At 44.7% G+C, this 23,366-nt stretch carries 18 protein-coding genes; 5 read left to right on the top strand and 13 right to left on the bottom strand.

Translation table 11 applies throughout. The annotated features are described in order from the left end of the window. The first annotated feature begins 471 nt into the window (after positions 1-471). The 3 genes from CXF83_RS08810 (at position 472) to CXF83_RS08800 (ending at position 5,517) form a co-directional block, all read left to right on the top strand. Positions 472-906 (top strand): hypothetical protein, encoded by a 435-nt coding sequence (locus CXF83_RS08810; protein WP_157822932.1) that lies wholly within the window; start codon positions 472-474, stop codon positions 904-906. 142 nt (positions 907-1,048) lie between these two features. Next, positions 1,049-1,921, top strand: a complete 873-nt coding sequence (locus CXF83_RS08805; RefSeq protein WP_101092257.1) for a hypothetical protein — start codon at positions 1,049-1,051, stop codon at positions 1,919-1,921. Between the two features lie 23 nt (positions 1,922-1,944). Then, positions 1,945-5,517, top strand: a complete 3,573-nt coding sequence (locus CXF83_RS08800) for a zinc-dependent metalloprotease (protein ID WP_101092258.1) — start codon at positions 1,945-1,947, stop codon at positions 5,515-5,517. Between the two features lie 185 nt (positions 5,518-5,702). Here CXF83_RS08800 and CXF83_RS08795 read toward each other — a convergent pair whose 3' ends face one another. Both CXF83_RS08795 and CXF83_RS08790 read right to left on the bottom strand, forming a co-directional pair. Beyond that, on the bottom strand, positions 5,703-7,295 hold the full coding sequence (locus tag CXF83_RS08795; RefSeq protein WP_101092259.1) for an ABC-F family ATPase: 1,593 nt from the start codon (positions 7,293-7,295) through the stop codon (positions 5,703-5,705). Between the two features lie 249 nt (positions 7,296-7,544). Next, positions 7,545-9,788 (bottom strand): heavy metal translocating P-type ATPase, encoded by a 2,244-nt coding sequence (locus CXF83_RS08790; protein WP_101092260.1) that lies wholly within the window; start codon positions 9,786-9,788, stop codon positions 7,545-7,547. 109 nt (positions 9,789-9,897) lie between these two features. Between CXF83_RS08790 and cueR the strand changes: the two genes are divergently transcribed. After that, positions 9,898-10,281 (top strand): Cu(I)-responsive transcriptional regulator, encoded by a 384-nt coding sequence (cueR, locus tag CXF83_RS08785; RefSeq protein WP_101092261.1) that lies wholly within the window; start codon positions 9,898-9,900, stop codon positions 10,279-10,281. A gap of 21 nt (positions 10,282-10,302) precedes the next feature. Here the strand turns inward: cueR and CXF83_RS08780 are convergent, their stop codons facing one another. The 9 genes from CXF83_RS08780 to CXF83_RS08740 form a co-directional block, all read right to left on the bottom strand. Continuing rightward, positions 10,303-12,339, bottom strand: a complete 2,037-nt coding sequence (locus tag CXF83_RS08780; protein ID WP_101092262.1) for a S9 family peptidase — start codon at positions 12,337-12,339, stop codon at positions 10,303-10,305. Between the two features lie 259 nt (positions 12,340-12,598). Next, positions 12,599-12,826, bottom strand: a complete 228-nt coding sequence (locus CXF83_RS08775) for a hypothetical protein (RefSeq protein ID WP_101092263.1) — start codon at positions 12,824-12,826, stop codon at positions 12,599-12,601. Positions 12,827-12,974: 148 nt separating this feature from the next. Beyond that, positions 12,975-13,733, bottom strand: coding sequence for an SDR family oxidoreductase (locus CXF83_RS08770; RefSeq protein WP_101092264.1), 759 nt, complete (start codon positions 13,731-13,733; stop codon positions 12,975-12,977). A gap of 4 nt (positions 13,734-13,737) precedes the next feature. Continuing rightward, on the bottom strand, positions 13,738-14,655 hold the full coding sequence (mmsB, locus tag CXF83_RS08765; protein WP_101092265.1) for a 3-hydroxyisobutyrate dehydrogenase: 918 nt from the start codon (positions 14,653-14,655) through the stop codon (positions 13,738-13,740). A 61-nt stretch (positions 14,656-14,716) separates the two neighbouring features. After that, positions 14,717-15,865 carry an enoyl-CoA hydratase/isomerase family protein gene (locus tag CXF83_RS08760; RefSeq protein WP_101092266.1) on the bottom strand — a complete coding sequence of 383 codons (1,149 nt, stop codon included), beginning with the start codon at positions 15,863-15,865 and terminating at the stop codon, positions 14,717-14,719. Then, positions 15,865-16,638: an enoyl-CoA hydratase gene (locus tag CXF83_RS08755; RefSeq protein WP_101092267.1), complete on the bottom strand. Its 774-nt coding sequence runs from the start codon at positions 16,636-16,638 to the stop codon at positions 15,865-15,867. Before CXF83_RS08755 ends, CXF83_RS08760 begins: the two co-directional genes overlap by 1 nt. Before the next feature lie 57 nt (positions 16,639-16,695). After that, positions 16,696-17,853, bottom strand: coding sequence for an acyl-CoA dehydrogenase family protein (locus CXF83_RS08750; protein WP_101092268.1), 1,158 nt, complete (start codon positions 17,851-17,853; stop codon positions 16,696-16,698). Positions 17,854-18,056: 203 nt separating this feature from the next. Then, positions 18,057-19,556 (bottom strand): CoA-acylating methylmalonate-semialdehyde dehydrogenase, encoded by a 1,500-nt coding sequence (locus CXF83_RS08745; RefSeq protein WP_101092269.1) that lies wholly within the window; start codon positions 19,554-19,556, stop codon positions 18,057-18,059. 167 nt (positions 19,557-19,723) lie between these two features. Next, entirely contained in the window at positions 19,724-20,914 is a 1,191-nt protein-coding gene (locus tag CXF83_RS08740) for a thiolase family protein (protein WP_101092270.1), read from the bottom strand. 516 nt (positions 20,915-21,430) lie between these two features. Here CXF83_RS08740 and CXF83_RS08735 point away from each other — a divergent pair. After that, a complete protein-coding gene (locus CXF83_RS08735) occupies positions 21,431-21,841 on the top strand; it encodes a DUF3568 family protein (RefSeq protein WP_101092271.1) in 411 nt (136 codons plus the stop codon). Between the two features lie 24 nt (positions 21,842-21,865). Here CXF83_RS08735 and metA read toward each other — a convergent pair whose 3' ends face one another. Continuing rightward, positions 21,866-22,810: a homoserine O-acetyltransferase MetA gene (gene metA / locus CXF83_RS08730; protein WP_101092272.1), complete on the bottom strand. Its 945-nt coding sequence runs from the start codon at positions 22,808-22,810 to the stop codon at positions 21,866-21,868. Positions 22,811-22,879: 69 nt separating this feature from the next. Beyond that, on the bottom strand, positions 22,880-23,281 hold the full coding sequence (locus tag CXF83_RS08725) for a YbaY family lipoprotein (protein WP_101092273.1): 402 nt from the start codon (positions 23,279-23,281) through the stop codon (positions 22,880-22,882). Between the last annotated feature and the right edge of the window lie 85 nt (positions 23,282-23,366).

The following is a 23,366-nucleotide window of genomic DNA, read 5'->3' as shown; positions in this document are numbered from 1 at the left end:
TACAGGGAATTAAACTCCACTTTAAAGCAGCGCTATAACACACTGTAAAGTAATCATCCTTTACAGTGTGTTTCTTTAAATGTCTTTTATCTAAACGTAAACTCACCTAAATTTTCATTAAGCCAATCGATTGGCTGACAACAAGCCTTTTTACCCACCGACGCACAGCAACAAAGAATATCACCTCTTACCCACTCGTTTTCTTAAAGTAATTTAAGCAGTAAAAACGTAAACGACATCAATTAAACACCTCAAATGAAAGCGAATTGTTAACAGTCAGTTGGGCATATTAAGCAAAACAAACTCGTATTAAAAAAATAATGTGATCTATACCTAACTCTCGATTCGACTGTTAATTAGCCATTGAAAAAACATTATTTATTTTCTATGCTGGGATTTGGTCCTAAATTCAAATGTATCAATTCGTATCAGTCATTATTTAGAGCGAATAAATACATCAACGAGTCTATTTTGCAGAAATTCAGCAGTGCTTTATCTTACATTATTATCTTGATTGCCATATTCATGGTCGGTCAAGTTATGTCGAGTAAGAGCGAAGTCGAGATTGCTTCATCTTCAAAAAACCAATCGTTACAGTCACTACATAAGCACGAAAACCTATTGTTTACAAAAGGTTTTTGCCTGCCTGAAATGGTGATCCTTGCACCACTTTGCCGTTTATTAACAATACCCGTTAATGATAAAGCCATCGCTAACATCGTTATTGGTATACAAGATATTGATCTAAATACACTATCTATTGAAGCAGCATTTTATTGTCTACTGCTCCTCTTTAGCAGCTATTTCATCGTTAAAAAATCAAAATTTAAAACGCCAAAAATTATTATAAATATGATATCGATTGTCCTCAGCTGGATAAAGCCGATTAAAGGTTGCCCTACTTAATTCACCTCAAATTATGTGTTTGCTCTAATCCACGACTAAACACCTATCAATAATAAGTAAATAGTTTCTCGATAACTTGGCCGCTGCACCGTTAGCTGAACAAGTTATGCCATCAACAACTGAACTCTCATAGGATGGAATAATGCCGTCACTGAATAACTGTGCCTTATTTTCGAATAAGTCCCGTTCAAAACATAAAAACACGTTAATTTACAGTACAGCTATCGGACTTTCACTGGCATTTACGTCTACAGCATTTGCTGATAATGAAAATGTATCCGCTGCGAATACGTCCAGCAAATCCCATTGGTCCGGTTACATCAGCGCTACGGCAACTAGCAATATCTTTGAACAATCTGCACCAAGTTCATACCAATCAATTAGCGGAAATGGTCGCATTGCTTACCGTGACGACTGGGGAAGCCTACGTGTATCTGTCGGTGGTGAAGTAGAAACGCACCACGACCAATCCTATTACTACGACACCTTTCTTGAATATCGTACACCGAGTAAGGAACTCGCTAATGATTGGACTCTGCTAGGCAGTGCCGGTGTATTTCTACCCACCAGCCACACCAGCCAAGAAAACAAACTGCAAGCGGCGCCAAGAGTCGCGGGTTACCTATTTTATAGACCGAGTAAAGATTGGAATTTTTACCTATCTCCCAGGTTTAAATACAACGCATATAAATATGAAACCGGACGCCAAGGCGAACACTTTGTAGAGCACCAGATTGACATATTAGCCGATGCAACTTGGCAGTTTATAGACAACTGGTATGTGGATGTCAGTGGCTCATATCGCATGGCAAAAAGCTTCAATACTAATCGATATGACAACTTATTTACCGCGAGCGAAGAGATAGGCTGGGAGTTTTCTCCCAGTTGGATCGTCGCAGTAGGCCATAACAACAGTGGCGGATTCTATGACCCAGAAAGAGGTCAATCACATAGCTTCGAGCTTTATGACAAGCGAAGCTCAGTTTTTTATTTGTCGATGACAAAATATCTATAACAGTAATTTGAGGAGAGGTTTTCATGAATAAATCGACCATAACGTTGGCCGTACTAAGTGCGTTTGCACTGAGCGGCTGCGGGGCAGATGAACCGTATCAAGAAGTAAAAAAAGACGAGAAAATGGTTTCAGTCCAAGATCTCAAAAATGCTGCGACTGACAATACCGTCACGACAGGTCAACAAACAACAGCAACTTCATTATCTGAGTTAGCGGTAAAGCAGCCAGAACGCCTGTTTTTGTATACTCGTAGCTTAGGCGATGCGCCAAGATATTCAGCTCCAATTCATGGGTTTTCTCAAGGCGATGAAAAACTCGTAACCTTACGTATGACAGAGAATGGCATACAGGTCAGACAAATAGATAGAGACAACATAGGCTTAGGCCATGAATCTCGCTATGATAATGAGTATAACAAGGCACCAGTATTAACTATTCCAGGAAATTATGTCGATTTCCAATGTGAGAAAGACAACTGGGATGATTGCACCAACAAAGAGGAGGAGATCAATGACCGAAACGTCACATGGGATCAAAAGAAGTACTTCATTCCTCACTTTGAAGCCGCAAAAATTGCTGAAGAGAACTACACAGATCTTGTGACATTCAAACAATGCACCACTGAGACCGAATCTGCACATTTAGTGAAAGACGGTAACTGGCAAGGTTATGAGATGGACTTGAGCACCGGAGTGATCAATTTTGAAATTGAACACACCTATCAAGCTAACCCTGCCTGTTTTGGTCAATTTTTCAAAGGCAACTTTGACAACTTATCTTTTACGACCACAGAATATATTTCTATCGTTGCACTTGATCAACTCGCGAGCAAAGACTTTGACGTTGTGCCCTACAGTGAAGATGAAAACGGTAGCTATGGTTTCTTTAGAACCCAACATAATTACCGCGATGGCAACCACTCTGACGGTACCGACGGCTATGTACGTCAATACTTAAATCACTACAATCCTAAAAAAGAAGCTATTACCTATTACCTCAGTAATAACTTTTTTGAAGATAAAAACAAGCCATTCTTAGATGCTGCCAATGAAAGCATCACGGCGATGAATATCCAAAATAAAATGTTCAACACCGGTTTGCCCCCAATCAAACTAGCGCAAGCGAGTCAGCATCGTCATGGCGATCTGCGTTATAGCAACATCACCCTATTTGATGAGCCACTAGATAATGGTTTAGCGGGTTATGGCCCATCTGCTGCCAACCCACTGACCGGTGAAATCGTTAGCGGTCGAGTCGATCAGTACAGTGCCAACTTAGAGCAAGGATCTACTCGTTACTATCGTCGTGTTCAACTCGATTATAACCGCGGTATGCTCGATGCTAATTCGGTAAAAGCATTAACGGGTGTTGACTATACGTCGTCACCAGAAGCGCTAGCGCGTGCAACTGCAGTTGCAGCCAACAAGCTAGTGGCTGAACAAACTGCGACAAGTGACAACTCAATGGCGCAACAGCCATCGCAAAAAGAGCAGCCACAAGCGTTAATACCTGCACTTTCCACCACTGATGCCAATACCGCATCATTTGAAGAACTTGTTAGCCAACAAAGTAAAACGGAAGACTTTTGGGCTGAACATAACCTAATGAGTGTCAACGAAGCCTTTGGTTTAGGTGGCGGTGCACTGCGAGAGCTGCCAAGAGGCATTAAAGGTCATGAAATTGACTGGACAGACAGCCAGTTCTGGGTCGATGGTAATGTCGGTGATCAGTTGAAAGACATAGAAAAAATGCCCACTGCATTTCAATCAGAGCTTGTGACTAAGCTTGCGGCGCAAGCCTTCGCTGGCACCTTAACCCATGAACTTGGGCACAACTTTGGCTTACGTCATAACTTTGCAGGTAGCCGAGATCAAGCTAACTTTTTTAACGAACAAGAGATTACTGATTTTCAAACTGCCTTTGCCGCTGCTGGTTACCCCAATTTAACCGCAAAAGCTGACTTTTCCAGCCAAATGGATTATAACGCCGATCGTTTTGCGACCACATATCAAAAGTACGATCTTGCTGCACTACGCTTTGGTTATGCACGTAATGTAGAAACTGCCGATGGGTCTTTAGTCTCACTAAAAGAGCAAGATGCGAAACGTCGTGAAGAGTTAGCAAATGGCAATCTTACTGGCATAACACAATATGGTGCACTGCATAATGTTGCCGCAGAAAATGACCTGCGTTACTTTGCCTTTTGTACTGATGGCCATGTCTCATTAAACAGTAACTGTAATCGTTTTGACGCAGGGACAAATAATGACGACATCGCGCAATATTATGTCGATAGATACAATGATAGTTACGACACAATGAATGTACGCCACAACCGTCAAACACTATTTGAAGATAATGTACTGCCCTACACCATTAATCGTTTGCAAGGCTTTAATGATATTCGCCAGTTCGTCGAAGACACGGCCACAGCTGAAGAGTTATTCTCGTTTGACCAAAATGGTTTAGCCGATTTCTGTCCGTCTCATCAAGCTTATTGGTTCTGTGCGTCACAGCGCGCAGTCAATAAAGCAGCTGATACATTTTTAAAAGTTGCAGGCTTGAATGACATTAATCTACATGTCACCTATAGAATGAAAAGCGACAACAGTGTTGGCTTAACCAAGGTTCATTCACTAGAAGATGTGCTATCACGTATTTACCGCCTCAATGGGAGTAAGCTAGCGGAAGGTATCGATATTGGCAAAATCATTACCCATTTTGACCAAGATCCACAGAAGCTAAAAGAGTTACTCATTAAAGCGGATTTAACTCCTGCCTACCAAGATAAAGTCATTGCTGAAGTAACGGTCAATAAAGGCCACCTGCTTAATGGTCTTAAAGCACCACAGTCAAACCCAAATCATCCTTATGTAAATGAAAGAGATGTATTAGGAATGTGGCCTGACAAGCTATTAGCGGTTCGCCAACTATTGACACGTACGTCGCCAAGAAGCACCACCGGGCGCACATACTATGCATTGGCAGATACCGCAAAAGTACATGACCAACTTGAGAATATGCTGTGTCAGATGACAATGGGAGATACTGTAAACTCAATCAACCGCTACTTAACTAAGCCAGTGTTAACCGAATCCTGCGGTGACGTAAACCCTGAGTATTACACTCAAGATATTGATTACGCTGACCAACAGATTGAAGCATTACCCAGCTATGCGACCTCGTTAGGTCGATATTTTGGATTTACTCATCGTTCAGGAGAGATGAAGGGTAAGAGTAATTTACTGCAAATGATGTTAAAGCAGGTTGTACTTGCTTCTCATGACAATGACTACCGCGGCGAAGAAAAAGCACGGGTGTGGCGCGAGTTTGCAGGTATTCACTTAGCCAATGATGCAGTAAGTTCGGTGGCGACAATTTCGTTACAGGGCAAAAATTATGCTGCAACGGCTGAAAATACCTTAGCACTTGAGTTGATTGAGCAACTGACTAAATTGAATGCTTTGATCACTGATAGCCCAGGCTTGATGAACCATGTTATGAACGCAGATGGTGCGACTTTCAAAGAGCTTATTGTTGACCCTCTTATTGCCAGAGATGAGCGAGTGTTGACCTATCTTCCAGTCATATCATAAAAAGCTAAATAGATATTGGCATAGAGTGTTGAACGACATTCATCGCTAAAACAAAAAATGGCAGTTAATCTGCCGTTTTTTTTATCGCGAATAAGTCACACTATTATATGAACAATTTCTTGAACAGCCCTTAATCTCAAGACACAAAAAAGCCCGACGAATCGGGCTTTTTTTATTGCAGAAAGTTACCCTTCAATACCTTTACTCGCAAGGAACTCATCATAAGTTCCTCTGAAGTCATTCACGCCGTTTGGCGTCACTTCAAGAATACGGTTAGCAATTGATGATACAAACGCACGGTCATGGCTGACGAACATTAATGTACCTTCGTACATTTCAAGCGCGTTGTTCAACGACTCGATTGATTCCATATCCATGTGGTTAGTGGGCTCATCAAGTAGCAAGATGTTTGGCTTTTGCATAATGAGCTTACCAAACAACATACGACCTTTCTCACCACCAGAAAGCACTTTGACTGACTTCTTAATATCGTCAGAACCAAACAGCATACGGCCTAAGTAGCCGCGTACAGATTGATCATCATCTTCTGGTTTGCGCCATTGGCTCATCCAGTCAAATAATGTCATCTCGTTCTCAAAATCTGATTCATGATCCTGCGCGTAATAACCAATCGCTGAGTTTTCAGACCATTGAATCGTCCCTGAATCTTGTGGGATATCGTGTACTAACGTGCGTAACAATGTGGTTTTACCCACGCCGTTATGACCCAAAACAGCAATACGTTCACCGACTTCAACAATCAGATTAAGATCTTTAAACAGTTGAACGTCAAAGCCTTTCGTTAGATCTTCAACAATCAATGCATTACGGAACAATTTCTTTTCTTGTTCGAAACGAATAAAGGGATTCACACGGCTTGAGGCTTTAATATCATCAAGCTTAATCTTATCGATTAGCTTAGCACGTGAGGTTGCCTGCTTTGCTTTAGACGCGTTAGCAGAGAAACGAGCAACGAAGCCTTGAAGCTCAGATATTTGTGCCTTCTTCTTAGCATTATCTGAGATCAAACGTTCACGTGACTGCTGTGCAGCCATCATGTACTCATCGTAGTTACCTGGGAATACGCGCATTTCGCCGTAATCCAAATCAGCCATGTGAGTACAAACAGAGTTCAAGAAATATCTATCGTGCGAGATGATAATCATAGTGCTGTTACGTTGGTTCAGCATATCTTGCAACCAACGAATGGTGTCGATATCCAAGTTGTTGGTGGGTTCGTCAAGTAGCAGTACATCTGGATCTGAGAACAAGGCTTGAGCCAATAGCACACGCAACTTAAAACCAGGTGCGATTGCGCCCATAAGACCAAAATGCTGTTCGACACCGATACCGACGCCCATTAACAGTTCACCAGCACGAGATTCGGCGGTATAACCGTCCATCTCAGCAAATTCCATTTCAAGATCGGCAACTTTGATGCCGTCTTCTTCAGTCATTTCAGGCAAAGAGTAGATACGATCTCGCTCTTTCTTCACTTCCCAAAGCTCGGCGTGCCCCATGATAACGGTATCAATGACGTTGAACTCTTCATAACCAAATTGGTTCTGGCTCAACTTACCTAAGCGCTCATTAACATCCAGTGAAACGTTACCAGACGTTGGCTCAAGATCGCCCGCAAGGATCTTCATAAAGGTTGATTTACCACAACCGTTAGCGCCGATAAGACCGTAACGGTTCCCGCCGCCAAACTTTATTGAGAGGTTTTCAAACAGTGGCTTAGCGCCAAACTGCATGGTGATGTTAGCTGTAGTAATCAAAGTGGCATTCCGCTTTTGGTTATATGACTTATAGAGATCATAGATAAAACAAAAACCAGTAAATTAAAAAAGAGCCATTAACCCTAAATCAACTTACTGGTCGAAGACTCGCGCAAGTCCGCGCACAGCCTATAAAATTAAGCGCGATATTATAGCATTTTAGCCTAAATTATCAACTGTGATTAGTTATGTCAGATGACGATCTTATTAAAAAAGTGCGTTCTACGCGATGCTAATACAAGATGATAATCAAACAAGCTTAGTTTTACGCAATCGATTGGCATTACTCACCACGGTTAGTGATGACATGGCCATGGCTGCGCCCGCGATTACTGGGCTGAGTAACATCCCCGTAAAGGGGAACAATACTCCTGCCGCTAATGGGATCCCTAAACTGTTATAGATAAAGGCACCAAATAGATTTTGCTTGATATTTTTCATACTGGCTTTTGCCAGTAATAGTGTTTCAGCTACTACCATGAGCCTTGCAGATAACAAAGTAAAGTCTGCACTTTCGATGGCGATATCAGTGCCACTGCCCATCGCAAGGCCAATATCGGCGCTCATGAGTGCTGGCGCATCGTTAATGCCGTCACCGACCATAGCAACCACTTCACCCGCTTGTTGCAACTCAATCACTTTTTGCTGCTTCTGCTGTGGTAAAACATTGGCAAATACGCTGGTAATACCAACAACATTGGCAACCGCTTGCGCCGTTTGCTCGTTATCCCCCGTGAGTAGCACCACCTTTAGGCCATTCTTTTTCATGGCGGCTACTGCTGCAACAGCATCCTCTTTTATCGGATCGCTTATCCCTATGATGGCAATGAGCTTTTGATCTCTTGCCACAAAGACAGGAGTTTGCCCTTGGCTTGCAAGTAACGACACTTGCGCTTGATAAGCAGAAAAATCATCTAGCCCAATCTGTTGCATCAGGCTCATGTTACCAATGGTATATTCGATACCAGCCACAATCCCGGTTATTCCTCGGCCTTGCACATTGGTAAACTGTTCCGGCTCTTTAAGCAAGATAGATGACAGCTTAGCCTTGGCAATAATCGCACTGGCAAGCGGATGTTCAGAGTGTTGCTCTAACGCAGCGATATCACTGAGTAAGTCATGCTTGTCCACATCCGATTGCAACACGATAAACTCAGTCACCTCAGGTGCACCTTGGGTAATGGTGCCCGTTTTATCAAGCACCACAGTGGTGACCTTGCTTGCCGTTTGCAGCGCTTCGCCATTTCTCACTAAGACGCCCATTTTCGCTGCGCGGCCCACTGACACCATAATCGACATTGGCGTCGCGAGCCCCAAAGCACAAGGGCAGGCAATAATCAGCACACTGGTCAACACCACTAATGCATGTGATAGCGCAGGCTCTGGCCCGAATAGATACCAAATGGCTGAACTTAACAGCGCAATAACGATAACCACTGGAACGAAGTAAGCTGATATTTTATCTGTTAAGCGCCCTATTGGCATTTTGGATGTTTGCGCTTGCTGCACGAGCTCAATAATTTTTGCCAGTTTGCTCTCTGTTGCCCCCGCGGTCACTTGATAGATGATACTGCCATTACCGTTAACAGTGCCCGCACTGACGCTATCTGCAGGCGCTTTGTGAACTGGCACCGGCTCGCCGGTTAACATGGATTCATTGATCAGTGTTTGCCCACTGACGATCTCACCATCAAGCGCCACTTTGTCACCCGGTCGCAAGCGCAGATGATCACCTAAGCTAATCTGATCAATTTCGACCTCTTCATCGCCGGTATCGGTAACGCGTATTGCGGTATTAGCTTGTAGGCCCAGTAAACGCTGCACCGCTTCACTGGTTTTACCTCTCGCTCTAAGCTCCAATGCATGGCCTAAGTTAATCAAACCCAAAATCATCACGCTGGCTTCAAAGTAGACATGACGCGTATCAGCAGGGAACCACTGAGGCGCGATGACTACCAGCATCGAATAGATCCATGCAGCAGAAGTCCCTAATGCGATGAGAGTGTCCATATTGGCGCTACGGGCTTTTATTGCACGCAACATGCCCTGAAAAAAGTGACGCCCAGTTGTGGCCATCACGATAAAGGTCACCAAACCAACAACACCCCAAGCGAGTTGCTGGTTGGCGTTGTTGACCATCATTTCACCACCGAGTAAGCCCCACAGCATTAGGGGAACACCCAGACCTAAGCCAATTGAGGCTTGTATCACGCGCGTTCGATACTCTTTAACCTCATCAGCTTCTTTCTTCGCCGCGCCTTTTCGAGCGTCGAGCATCTGTTCGCTGTCGTATCCCACACCTTTGATGAGTTCAATCGCTATTTCAGGCGTAATATCACCGAACACCTGCACTTGCTTGTCCGCAAGGTTCACCCTGGCGCTAATCGCATTACCGTTGCCCCCTTTAAGATTCACTTTGGAGAAAGCTGACTCAATTTTTGCCACACAACTTGCACAGCTCATGTTAGGGACATATAGATTAATACTTTTCATAAAAAACGCTCCCGCTTTAATTATATTGTATCTTTGATGTACCAAGGGTAATGTCTCCTATAGGGGGAGAGTCAAACGTCAATTAAAATTATTTTGCACCGGAGAGATTATGAAAATTGGTGAAGTAGCAAAACTGACCGAGTTGTCAGTAAAAAGCATACGTTATTATCATGACATTGGTTTAGTCGAAGGCCGAAAGAGTGATAACGGCTATCGAGAGTATAGCCAAAAAGAGGTGGATGCCTTGAGTTTTATACAGCACTGTAGAGCACTTGGTTTTACGCTAGAAGATTGTAAAGCATTACTCGACTTACAACAAAATACCCGCCGTAATGCCGCCGATGTAAAAGCGCTCGCGCAGCATCACCTCGATGATATTAAACAAAGAATTGATCAACTGAGTAATTTAAGGAACCAACTACAGCATTTAATTAAGGACTGTAAAGGTGGCAGCCAGCCCAACTGTGCAATTCTTAACGGTCTCAGCAATTAGCACTATGCTATAGACTGCAGCTTACCTACGCCTTAAGTTCTCTATATTTTCAATCGTAAGCACTGGAATATCTCCTGCGGGAGTAAAGCCAAAAACTTGGCCGTAGAATGAAAGTTCAGACTCTAAAGCGCGCTTCTTGCTTTGTGGGGTGACCCGATTAACAGCATTGTCATTAAGCTCAAGATAGGCTACCGGCCTGCCCTTTTTTTTCACAGCATTATAAAGCTGCAACGTTTGCTCTGCAGGGATGAGTGAATCGTTGCCCCCTTGAATAAGCAGCAAAGGTTCATTGACCCCTGAGAGGTTATTCATTGCAGAGCGGCGCTTATAGTTATCAAATCCACCAATGAGCGTCTCTAAATAATGACTCTCAAACTTATGAGAGTCACGCCTAAATAACTCAACGTCGCTAATACCTGAGTAACTTACCGCTGCACCAAAGGTGCTGTAATAAGCAACGGCTGACAGCGCAGTAAAGCCACTAGCACGAGTCCCTCTTATTGCCAGTTTTCGGCCATCTACATCGCCATTATTGACTAAGTATCCTGCGGCTCTGACCGCATCTTCTACATCTGACTTCCCCCAATTACCGTAAAGGCGATTGCGATAGTCCCGACCAAAACCTGTACTACCACGATAATTGAGGTCAAAGACGGCAAAACCACGGCTGGTCCAATACTGAATATCTCGTCTAAATGCTCGGCTTGCCTGTGCAGTTGGGCCAGGATGCAGAAACATCACCAGCGGTGGCTCTTGCCCTGCTGGCGCTTTAAAATCTGGATTTACGGGTTTATATAAATAACCATGGGCCGTATCACTGTTGCCCGTTGTAAAGCTGACACTCTCGGCTCTAGAGATAAAATTAGGGTCCATCACGGTCAGTTCTGGCGCATAGATCAGCTGAGCAGAGCGGCCTTGAACTTTATAAATGCCTTTTTCAGGCGTCTCTTTAGCCCCAACGAAAACCACGCCATCGTCACTTTTAGTCACATAGGTAATCTCTGCAAAGTCAACCGCGATAGGATCGGTCACACCACTTTCAGTATCAATACGAATAAGCCCAGCTTCGCCTTCGTGGTTATAGCTTGCGATTAACGTATGTTCATTTTCGAATGCGTAATTGTGATGGCCTAGTTGCCAATCAGCAACGGCAAACTCAGCCTCTTGCGCTAGCACCACCTCAGTTTGCTCAAACTCGTTTAGGCGATAGATATTCCACCAGTTAGTGTAATCCGCGACAAAATAAAGCTGTCCATTAGGGCTAAAAAGAGGTTGCGTGATTGAACCCTTTTGCTCTGTAGCGACTTGTTTGACATTGACTACCGCGCCTTTGTTATCCAGTTCTGCAAGCCATAGTTTGGTATTATCCCACGGCATGTTTGGGTGATCCCATGTTATCCATGCCAATTTAGTTTGGTCTGGAGAGATCACTGGAGTTGAGTAAAAATCCGCGCCGGTAGCGAGTACGGTACCTTCGTCTGCATAACTTAAGTTAATACCCACCAGCTGATTAACCACTTTGTCTGCATCTCGATGATCTTCCCTGACACAGATTAAACGCGAAGCTTTGGAATTGGATATACAGTCAGCATGTCGGGTGCCTGCGGGGGTTAATGGAAACGGTACTTGATTGGGTGCAATGCGGTACAACAGCTGATCTGATCGCTTGGTGGCAAAGAGGCTGTTTCCTATCGCCACAAAAGGGGCTCCACCATATTCATGTACACGACTGCCAATATCAAAACTGGAAGGAATGGCATCAACAACAGTACCCGCTGTTTCTATTCGTTTGACCCCACGTCGCCCTTCATTGCTCGCATCAAGAATGGTAAAATAGAGGCTGCCAGCAGTGACTTGGATTTCACCTATACTGTCTGATAAATCATAAACATGCTCAGCGGTAACGGGAGAATTCCAACTACCGAAATCCGCTATTTTTACGCCTGCAGGTAATGATTCTGAGACGACTGCGTCCGTATCCTTTGGCTTAGATACATCGCAGCCAACGGTTATCAATAACGTTGCAAACGTCAGTATCGATGCAATTAAAAATCTCATTAGCTGCCTAAGTATTGTCAGAGTAAAATATAAGTAATCGAATGCCATGATGTTTTAAAGCGCTAATAGCAATGATAAAGCTAACGTGACTATGATATCAACTCCATTACGTATTGGTGAATCCCCCTTACGTTAAATGCGCTTAATCCAAGGCATATCTGCGGCTATCTCAAATACAGTCACTTAGGTCCGCAGAGGATGGGAAAATTGATATAACACTTTCCGTATAGGCTGCACTAAGCGCTGTGTAAGAGCGGCATTACTTACGCGTAAACTTTTTGATAAACCACTGCATGATCTCAAATTGAATACGTTTGTTTAATCCAAAATAGATGCAAACCCAAGGTGATAATAATATGTACCAGGGAATAATAGCGGTACTTTTGCCGCTAAACATCAAATAAAAAAAGCCTAAATAGATCACTAACACTCCACAACAGCCGACCACGAGCATCATCACCTTGGTTATTTTCTCTAACCAGTCCATTGTAACCTTGACTCCTCTTTTAAAATAAACGCAATTTGATGTACTTCTATTATGACGTAAATCCTAGCTATTGTTCAAATTCAAACGCTTAGTCACTCTCATAAAAAAACGGGCAAAAGCCCGTTAGTTGTTATTGAGTGAGTCGATATTACAAACGGATACCGCCATCGATCTCAAACACGCGGCCGTTGACATAATCGTTTTCAATAATAAAACGCACGGTAGACGCTATCTCTTCCGCTTGACCTAAACGTCCGACTGGCACCATTTTTTCAAGACGTTCAAGCGCTTCAGGCTTCATTGCAGCCGTCATTTCAGTTTCAATCACGCCCGGTGCTACCGCTGCGCTACGAATATTGTGACGTGCAAGCTCTTTAGCCCAGCCTACACTCATCGCCGCCACACCCGCTTTAGACGCTGAGTAATTTGACTGACCCATGTTGCCTGCCCGAGCAACACTAGAGATGTTGATAATCACACCTTGTTGCTTGGTTTCAATCATTGCTGCTGCCGCTTCGCGGCCACACAGAAATGTGCCGGTTAAGTTGACGTTAATAACAGATTGAAACTGCTCATAAGACATACGGTCTGTGACTTGGCCATCTTTGGCTTTTACCATTAAACCATCACGTAGAATACCCGCGTTATTTATCAGTACGTTAACTTGGCCGAAGTCTTCTTTAATAAACTGAAAACCCGCTACGACATCTTCTTCATCTGTAATGTCTAATGCGTAACCTTGTACTTCAGTTGTGTCACCAAGGTTTGCACAGGCTTTTTCCAACTTCTCTTGGTCAACATCGATAAGTGCTAACTTGGCACCTGCTGCCGCAAAATTCTCCGCCATCGCGTAGCCTAGTCCGCCCGCACCACCAGTAATAACAACAACCTTATCTTTTAAATCCATCGAATTACCCTTTGTTTTTTATCTGTTGAGAATTAGCAAACTGCTCAAAAATACTCGAAAAATCGCGTTTACCGTGACCCTGACGTGCATGGTTCACATAAAGACTGCGCGCTAAAGCTCCCATTGGCGTGCTTGAATTTGATAACAAAGCCGCTTCTTGAGAAAGTCCCAAATCCTTCACCATCAAGTCGACCATAAAGCCGCCTTGATAATCGTTTGAAGACGGTACCGATTCCATAACACCCGGGCAAGGATTATATTTATCTAATGTCCAATTACCACCACTACTGACTTTCATTATATCTGAAAGCACTTTAGGGTCGAGTCCATGGTCAACGCCCATCTGTAAAGATTCAGATGTGGCCACCATCAACACTGAGAGCAGCATATTATTACAAATCTTAGCGACTTGCCCAGCACCTGGGCCACCAGCATGGAATATATTGCCTCCCATAGCATTCAGTGCATCCTGCGCGCGCGAAAATGCGTTATCACTGCCGCCACAAATAAAGGTCAGCGTGCCTGCTGCTGCGCCTGCGGTGCCGCCCGAGACTGGCGCATCGATAAACTCTAGACCCTTGTCTGCAGCATGCTTTGCCACAAAACGTGCACTGTCGGCATCGATGGTCGAGCAATCAATGAGTAATGTCCCTTTTGCAACCACATCCACGATACCTTTATTATCGGCATCGCCAATGTAGAGGCTACGAACATGTTTGCCCGCTGGCAACATAGTCACCACAATGTCTGCGCTAGCGGCTGCGCCACACGCGCTGGTTGCCGTTAGTGCGCCTTGTTCGGCTAGCGCTTGCATTGCAGCGGGAACCAAATCAAACACTTTAACGGTGAAGCCCGCTTTAATCAGATTAACGGCCATTGGGCCGCCCATGTTTCCTAAACCAATAAATGCAACAGTACTCATCTTTTGCTCCTGTGCACTTTGACAAGTGCAATAACGTATCCGTGTAAACCAGTCGTATTATTTAAAGCATATCGCTTAAAGGATGGCGACTTTCAGCCCAAGGGGAGATCATCAGTGATGACACAAAATCGCTCGGTATTGAAGCCACATCCTTATATAACCACTTCGGGCTTCTATCTTTATCAATCAGCAACGCGCGCACACCTTCAGCAAAATCAGCGCGAGCACAGCAATTAACACTCAAACCTAATTCGAACTTAAACACCTCAGCTAAACTCATCTGAGTGCCAAGTTGTGATTGTTTGTGCACCAACGCCAGGCTGATAGGGCTACCGGCCAACATCACTTTGCAGGCTTTAGCTAACCAAGGCTGCGCTTGTTTAAGTGTGTCATCTAATGCACTTACCCGCTCAACGATGGCAGTTAACTCGCCGTCCATTAAGTCATCAATCAGTACTTGATGTATTTCAAGCTGACTTGGTGCCAGCGGCGTCTCGCAGTCGAGTTGCATGTCATCGATAAGCGCATGCAGCATTTCATGGTTAAACGCTTTATCGTCTGCCCATGCAAGCGTTGCCATTGCATCAAACAGTAACTCTTTATCATCGCGATTTAAGTAGTGATTGCCGATGCCAACATAGTGTGCATCAGCACCATTCATATTGTAGGCGGTCATCCCCAAAAATAGGCCTGCTTTACCTGGCATACGATTGAGGAAATAACTGCCGCCAACATCAGGGTATAAACCAATAGTGACTTCTGGCATCGCAATACGCGAATGCTCAGTCACGACTCGGTGGCTTGCGCCCGCCATTAGGCCAAGTCCACCGCCCATAACAATGCCATCGCCCCATACCAATACTGGTTTAGCAAAAGTATGTAACAGATAATCTAACTGGTACTCTTGCTTAAAAAAATCCGTGGCTTGGGCAGTCACTTCACCTGGCGTTGCCAACGCGGCATGATAAATAGCGCGTACATCGCCACCGGCACAGAACGCTTTTTCGCCTGCGCCATCTAACACCACAGCGACGATATTGTTGTCATTGCGCCATGCTGTTAACTGGCTAGTTAACGCCTGCACCATCTCAATATTAAGCGCGTTAAGCGCTTTTTCGATATTAAGTGTTGCTACGCCAATATGTTTGCCTGATGCGGTGCCCAACGTTTGGAACACCACACTGTTGCTGTTTGCGTTTGTCGTTGCCATTAGCCGTTCTTCCAAACAGCTTTACGCTTATTTAAAAAGGCACTTACGCCCTCGGTTTGATCTTCTGTATCAAACAGGTTAGCAAACTCTTCACGCTCTAGCGGTAATGCTTGCGTTCTTGGCATAGTGCGGCCCGCTTGGATCAAGCGTTTACAAGCGGCAACACTGCTAGGGCTTTGGTTCGCCACTCGCTCTGCCAGCGCCATTGCGGCATTAAAGCTCGTGCCTGTGGCAACCACCTCTTCTACCAGACCTATCGCTTCAGCTTTAGCCGATTTAATACGCTCACCGCATAGGATCATTCTCTTAGTCCAGCCTTCACCCACTAATGCGGTTAAGTTTTGGGTGCCACCCGCACAAGGAAGTAGACCCACCGTTGCTTCTGGTAATGCCAATTGCGCTTGCTCTTCGCAAATACGAAGATCACAGGCTAACGCCACTTCAAGACCGCCACCCATCGCGTAGCCATTGATGGCTGCTATTGATACGCCGCGAAAGGCACTTAACGCCTCAAATGCTTCACCAAAATAACGTGCCATATCTGCTGCATTATTTTTATTACCATCGGCAAATAACTTTAAATCTGCACCCGCGGAAAAGAACTTGTCTCCTTCACCAGTAATCACCAGTGCGTAAACAGCTTTGTTATCATTGAGTTTGAGCACTTTTGCTTTAAGTTCTTGTAAGCTTTCTGCAGTCCATGTATTCGCTGGCGGGTTGTTCATGCTAATAACCGCGGTATGGCCGACGATTTTCTCTAATAGTAGTGACATGGAAACTCCTGTTAAATTATCTTAAATCTGTGATACAAAGGTTTTCAAATAAGCGGCTTATAAAATCGCGCCGGCGTTTTCATCCAATAAACGACGAGAAATAATCAAACGCATAATTTCGTTGGTGCCCTCTAAGATCTGATGCACACGAACATCTCGGACATAACGCTCTAGCGGGTATTCACGGATATAACCATAACCACCGTGGATCTGCAGTGCCGCATCACACACCTGAAAACCGATATCGGTAGCAAAACGTTTCGCCATCGCGCAATACGCGGTTGCTTCAGGATCTTGCTGATCCAGTTTAAATGCCGCCAAACGCACTAATTGTCTGGCCGCCACTAACTCTGTTGCCATATCGGCTAATTTAAACTGCAGTGCTTGAAAGGTCGCTAAAGGCTTACCAAACTGTTTGCGCTCATTCATATATTGGGTGGCACGTTCAAGCGCCGCTTGTGCAGTACCAATCGAACAAGTGGCAATATTAATACGGCCGCCATCAAGTCCTTTCATTGCGAACGTAAAGCCTTGGCCCTCTTCACCGAGCAAATTGCTCATGGGTACGCGAACATTGTCAAAAGTAATTTGACGTGTGGGCTGCGCGTTCCAGCCCATTTTATCTTCCGCTTTACCGTAGATAACACCCTCAGCGTCCGCAGGAATAGCGATAGCAGAGATCCCTTTTGGACCCGCTTCGCCTGTACGGCACATCACGATTAGCAGCTCTGTTGCGCCCGCGCCTGAAATAAACACTTTAGAGCCGGAAATAAGATAGTCATCACCATCACGCACCGCTTTGGTTTGCAGTGAAGCAGCGTCGCTGCCTGCGCCAGGCTCTGTTAAACAGTATGACGCTAGATTTTGACCGGTAGTCAATGATTCAGACCATTCGCTGCGCAGCGCTTCTGAGCCAAAGCTGGTGACCATCCAAGTGGCCATATTGTGAATCGTCAACATGGCCGTCGTAGCGGTACATCCCATGGAGAGTTGTTCAAAAATAATGGAAGAGTCTAAACGAGATAAGCCCATGCCCCCTTCAGATTCAGGTGAATACAAAGAGCAAAAACCCAGCTCACCGGCTTTTTGAATAACATCTTTTGGAAAGTGGTGTTCGGCATCCCATTGAGCCGCAAAAGGCGCAAGCTCTTCTTTTGAAAATTGAGCGGCTAAGTCGGCGAATTGGCGTTGATCGTCATTCAGATTGAAATCCATCGGGTGCTCCTGTTGTACTGTCGAGTGCCTCAATATTTTAGCGCTAGCTAGTCACTCTAGGGTGGTCAGCGCTAACAAGGCTGTGGGTCTTTGCATGCGTTTATCGCTGCCGACCTCTATTCGTTATTTGACCGGGTGCGGTGTAAGCCCCACCCTCATTAACGCTAATTGCCATCTAACGGAATTAGATGGCATCTCTGGCATTACTTAAGGTCAATCGTCATATTGGGTGCTGATGCAACCGCAATATCAGATTCAAACCAACGTGCTGTAATGGTTTTAGTTTCAGTGTAGAAACGCACTGCTTGCTTACCGTATGCATGTTGGTCACCATAGAAACTGCCCTTCCAGCCGGTAAATGAGAAGAAAGGTAGCGGCACTGGAATTGGCACGTTAATACCGACCTGACCCACTTCAATTTCATGCTGGTATTTACGGGCTGCGGCGCCACTGGCAGTGAAGATTGCGGTACCATTTCCGTAGGGGCTACCGTTAACAATCTCAATAGCTTGTTCCAATGATTCGGCATTCATACAACACAGTACCGGACCAAAAATCTCTTCTTTATAGACGCTCATTTCTGTGGTGACTTTGTCGAACATGGTTGGGCCAACCCAGTTACCCGACTCATAGCCCTCAACCGTAAAGTCTGTACCATCGAGTAAGCAGTCAGCGCCCTCTTTAATACCTTGTGCAATGAGGCTCACCACGCGTTGCTTAGCCGCAGGGCTAATGACTGGTCCGTATGCCGCCTCTTTGTCATCCCAAAGACCCGGTTTAACCTTGGCAATCGCTGCTTTAAGTTCAGGGATCCACTCTTTCGCGGCGCCAACAAAAATCGCGACAGACAACGCCATGCAACGTTGACCTGCAGCGCCAACCGATGCGCCCACCAAGTTATTGATCACTTGCTGCTTATTGGCATCAGGCATAATAACGCAGTGGTTTTTAGCGCCTGCAAAAGCTTGTACACGCTTAAGGTTATCGGTACCTGTCTTATAGATGTATTGACCCACATTAACGGAACCGACAAAAGAGATGGCTTTAATGTCTGGATGACGCAAGACAATATCCACTGCCGTTTTGTCACCATGAACTAGCTGTATAACGCCTTTTGGCGCACCGGCTTCGACAAACAACTCAATAAGGCGTTGTGGTGTCATTGGATCTTGCTCTGACGGCTTAAGCACAAAGGTGTTACCGCAAGCAACGGCAAGTGGGAACATCCATAACGGGATCATCGCAGGGAAGTTAAACGGTGTAATGCCCGCACAAACCCCAAGAGGTTGGATGTAGCTATAAGTGTCGATTGAACGCGCCACGTTTTCAACCGTTTCGCCCATCATCATCGACGCAATAGTACATGCATGTTCTGCCACTTCGATACCACGCCAAACGTCACCCTTGGCATCATCAAATGTCTTACCCGTCTCTTGTGCCAGAATGGTAGCGATCTCATCATGATGCTCTTTTAGCAAATGCTGATACCTAAGCATCACCCGTGCACGCTCAGAAACAGGCACCTCTTTCCAAGTTTTGAATGCTTTTTTTGCGCTGGCAATTGCCGTTTCAACTTCGCTTGGTAGCGCGGCGTTAACGACGGCAATGGTTTCGTTATTAGCGGGGTTTGTGACGGCGATCTGTTGCTCGCCATTACCTAAGATCCATTCGCCATCGATGTAGTGCTTAACTTGAATAGTCATATCGCTTCCTAAATTTTCATCAACTATCATTGATAGTGATGAGCAAAATGATGATTTAAGCGCGGCCATTATTATTTTATGTTGCGGAGCATCACTGATGTATACCGCTGGCTCACACTTAAATCGAGTCTTGTTGATTACAGTCTATCTATCACTTAATGAATAATTTATAACTCAATTGCCATCGCAGTAGCTTCGCCGCCGCCAATACATAAAGACGCAACACCTTTGTTAAGGCCGCGCGCTCTAAGTGCATGGATTAGCGTTACCAGCAAACGTGCTCCTGAGCAGCCGATAGGGTGACCTAAAGCGCATGCACCGCCGTTGACGTTGACCTTTTCAATATCAAGTCCAAGCTCAGACACTGCCAACATGGTGACCATGGCAAACGCTTCGTTTATCTCGAATAGATCAACCTCTTCCTTACTCCAGCTTACTTTTTCTAGCAGCTTATTCATCGCACCTACTGGCGCCGTAGTAAACATTGAAGGCTCTTGAGCATGGGTTGTATGGCCTTTGATCGTTGCCATCACGTCAAGCCCGAGTTCAGTTGCCTGTGCACGTGTCATTAGCATCAATGCGGCTGCACCATCTGAAATTGAACTCGAGTTTGCGGCAGTGATAGTGCCGTCTTTAGCAAATGCAGGGCGTAGTGTCGGTATTTTGTCTGGACGGGCATTACCTGGCTGTTCATCAGTATCTACCACGATATCGCCGCGACGGTTTTCCACAGTCACGGGGGTGATTTCCGCTTCAAAAGCACCGGCATTAATGGCGACATTCGCTTTTTCCAGTGAACTCAGTGCAAAGTCATCCATCTGCTCGCGGGTCAATTTGAAATCATCAGCGGTATTTTGAGCAAACGTGCCCATAGCGCCACCGGTATAAGCGTCTTCTAAACCATCAAGGAACATGTGGTCTAACACTTTGCCATGGCCCATTCGCATACCGCTACGGGCTTTGTCGAGTAGATATGGCGCTTGGCTCATATTTTCCATACCGCCCGCAATGACGATGTTGGCACTGCCGGCTTTAATTAAGTCGTGAGCAAGCATTACGGTTTTCATACCTGAACCACAGACTTTATTGACTGTTGTTGCGGCGACAGAAAGCGGCAAGTCAGCTCCCAAAGTGGCTTGACGTGCAGGCGCTTGACCAAGACCTGCAGGCAATACGCAGCCCATGAGTACTTCATCTACCAGATCAGCATTTAAGCCACTGTGCTGTATTAACCCTTTAATCGCAGTCGCTGCAAGTTTTGGAGAAGCGACGCTTGAAAGTGCACCTTGAAATCCACCCATAGGGGTGCGCTTAGCGGCAACAATAACGATGTCTTGGTTTGACAGTTCTGAACTCATATATACTCCAGTAATACTTTAAGGCTTGTTTTTTGTGCTCGGTCAGCGATGTACTTCAATGGTATAAGGAGACTTTATCTACGCTATTACAGCGACTTACCTTAAGGTGATTCGCTCGGTATAAATACCGCATTGCCGTAAAACCGCTAACCCATTAAATGTGATCTCGCTCAACATTTTCACACTGTGACGTTTACGCGAACGTAAAGCAAGCCAAGTTAGCCAAACATCTACCAAAGTATAAGGTTGAGATGTCACTTAAAATTTACACAAAGCAGAGCGAGGTAGGGAGCAAAGGGATTAATACTGGCGACAAAGCGTAACGGCGGATAATAGTCGGTGATGATGTTTATCAAAGTCGTAAAAATTAAGACTTAAACTTGCCTTATGACCTCTCTACGCTAGCCTATTATTAGGTCATTTTATTATGCAATCAAACGTGATACGACCTTAATGACTAAAAATAACAATCGATTAAGAGTAACGACAGCTCAATCAAAAAAGAGAGGTATTCCTATGAGAAATGTATTTTTGATGAGTTTTATCGCGTTATCATTGTGTGCTTGTATCGCTGTAGGCGCTGCAACATTAGGCGCTGTTACCTATTATAAAAGCGCAAAACATGAAGTTGCCACGGTTAATATTAATGCGACACCGGACAATATTTACCGAGTCGCATTACAAACTATCAAGAGTAATTCGTTGTTGAAGGTGGTGTCTCAAGACGAGAAAAATCATTTAATTGAGTTAACCAAAGGTGACCTTAGCGCCAGCCTTAAAGTTTTCAGGGTTGATCCACAAGTATCGCAGTTGCTTATCACCTCAGAAATAAATGCAGACCGAAGCACTCGATTGGTATTAGACGGTGTATTTAGAATTTGCCAACAGTTAAAAGTGGATTGCACCTTAGTGGTCGATGGCAGTTAATACCCAGCAATATAAGCCGCGCCTTTAGTCTTTAGACTCCAAAGGGGTAATACCGATCATATCGTCCAAATTGTAAGGTGTTAACTGATAAACATAATAGTTTAGCCAGTTACTGACTAACAAACTGCCATGGCTATGCCAGCGCGCGATAGGCTGTTGACTCGGATCGTCATTGCGAAAGTAGTTCTGCGGCACCTCAGGTGATAATCCTTGCGACAAGTCTCTAGCGTACTCATCTTTTAATGTCGATTTTTGATACTCTGGGTGACCCATGACAAACAAATTACGGCTATTTTTGCTGAGTACCATATACGCGCCCGCTTGCTCTGACTCTGTTAATACCTGCAACTCAGGATGCTCACGCAGTTGTTCTATATTCATTTCAGCAAATCGAGAATGTGGCGCGTAAAATTCGTCATCAAAGCCACGCAATAATGGAAAATGTTCACTGGTACGTTTATGGACAAAGACCCCTGCACGCTTAGATTTTAACAGTGTGCGATTGAGTCCAAACAGGTGATAAAGTGCAGCATGAGCCGCCCAGCATAAAAACAACACTGATGTGACATGCTGCTGTGACCAGTCAATAATCTCTCGAATGTGATCCCAATATGAGACGTCTTCAAATTCAACCTGACCTAACGGCGCCCCCGTAATGATTAGACCATCATAATTTTTATTTCGTACCTGTTCAAAATCACGGTAGAAATTATTCATGTGATCAATTGAGGTATGCTTTGACTCCTTGTCATGAATACGCAGCAGATCAACATCAACTTGCAGTGGCGTATTGCCCAATAAACGCAGTAATTGGGTTTCAGTTTCAATCTTGTTTGGCATGAGATTGAGAATAAGCACTTTCATTGGTCGTATGTCCTGATTCGCAGCGCGCGTTTCAGACATAACGAATATATTTTCAGACTCCAAGATCTCTGCCGCGGGCAGATTGTCAGGGATTTTAACCGGCATACAGCGCCTCTTATTCAATGAGAGTAATAACAGAAAGAGGCGCTTGTAATACTAGCTATGCTAGTTAATTTAGCGCGCTACTTTCTGTAGCAAAACTGACATAGGCTCGGCAGAGTCCAAATCAATTCTATAAGCTTGTTCGTTGATAAACATAAGCTTGTCGTTAAGGCTAATACGAGCCCCAACCGTATAAGTGTGCCCTGCCTCAAACTGATCTCGGTTGATCAAAAACTGAAAAGGCGTAGGCGTACTGATATCACTGCGTTCAAATTCTGCTATAACAACTGCAGGTGCATCCATTAACGACACGTCTTGCACTTTAATGCTGATAACAGCTTCAGGTGGTAATGCTATACGCTCTTTGTACCAAACCTCTCCCTGGATCTCTACCACGGCATTTGAGGTCGCACAGCCCGATAATAAACCCGCTGCGATAACAAAAGATAATAAAGGCTTAAAGTAGTTTTTCATGTTAACACTCCTAATAATACATCAAGACTTCTAGAAGTCTATATGTCCGAACTTGAAATTTATATAACTTTACCATGAATATCAC

It is taken from the genome of Shewanella sp. Choline-02u-19, from assembly GCF_002836205.1.
Taxonomy (GTDB): domain Bacteria; phylum Pseudomonadota; class Gammaproteobacteria; order Enterobacterales; family Shewanellaceae; genus Shewanella.
Note: the sequence above shows the minus strand (reverse complement) of the source record. Positions and strands in the feature narration are given on the sequence as shown.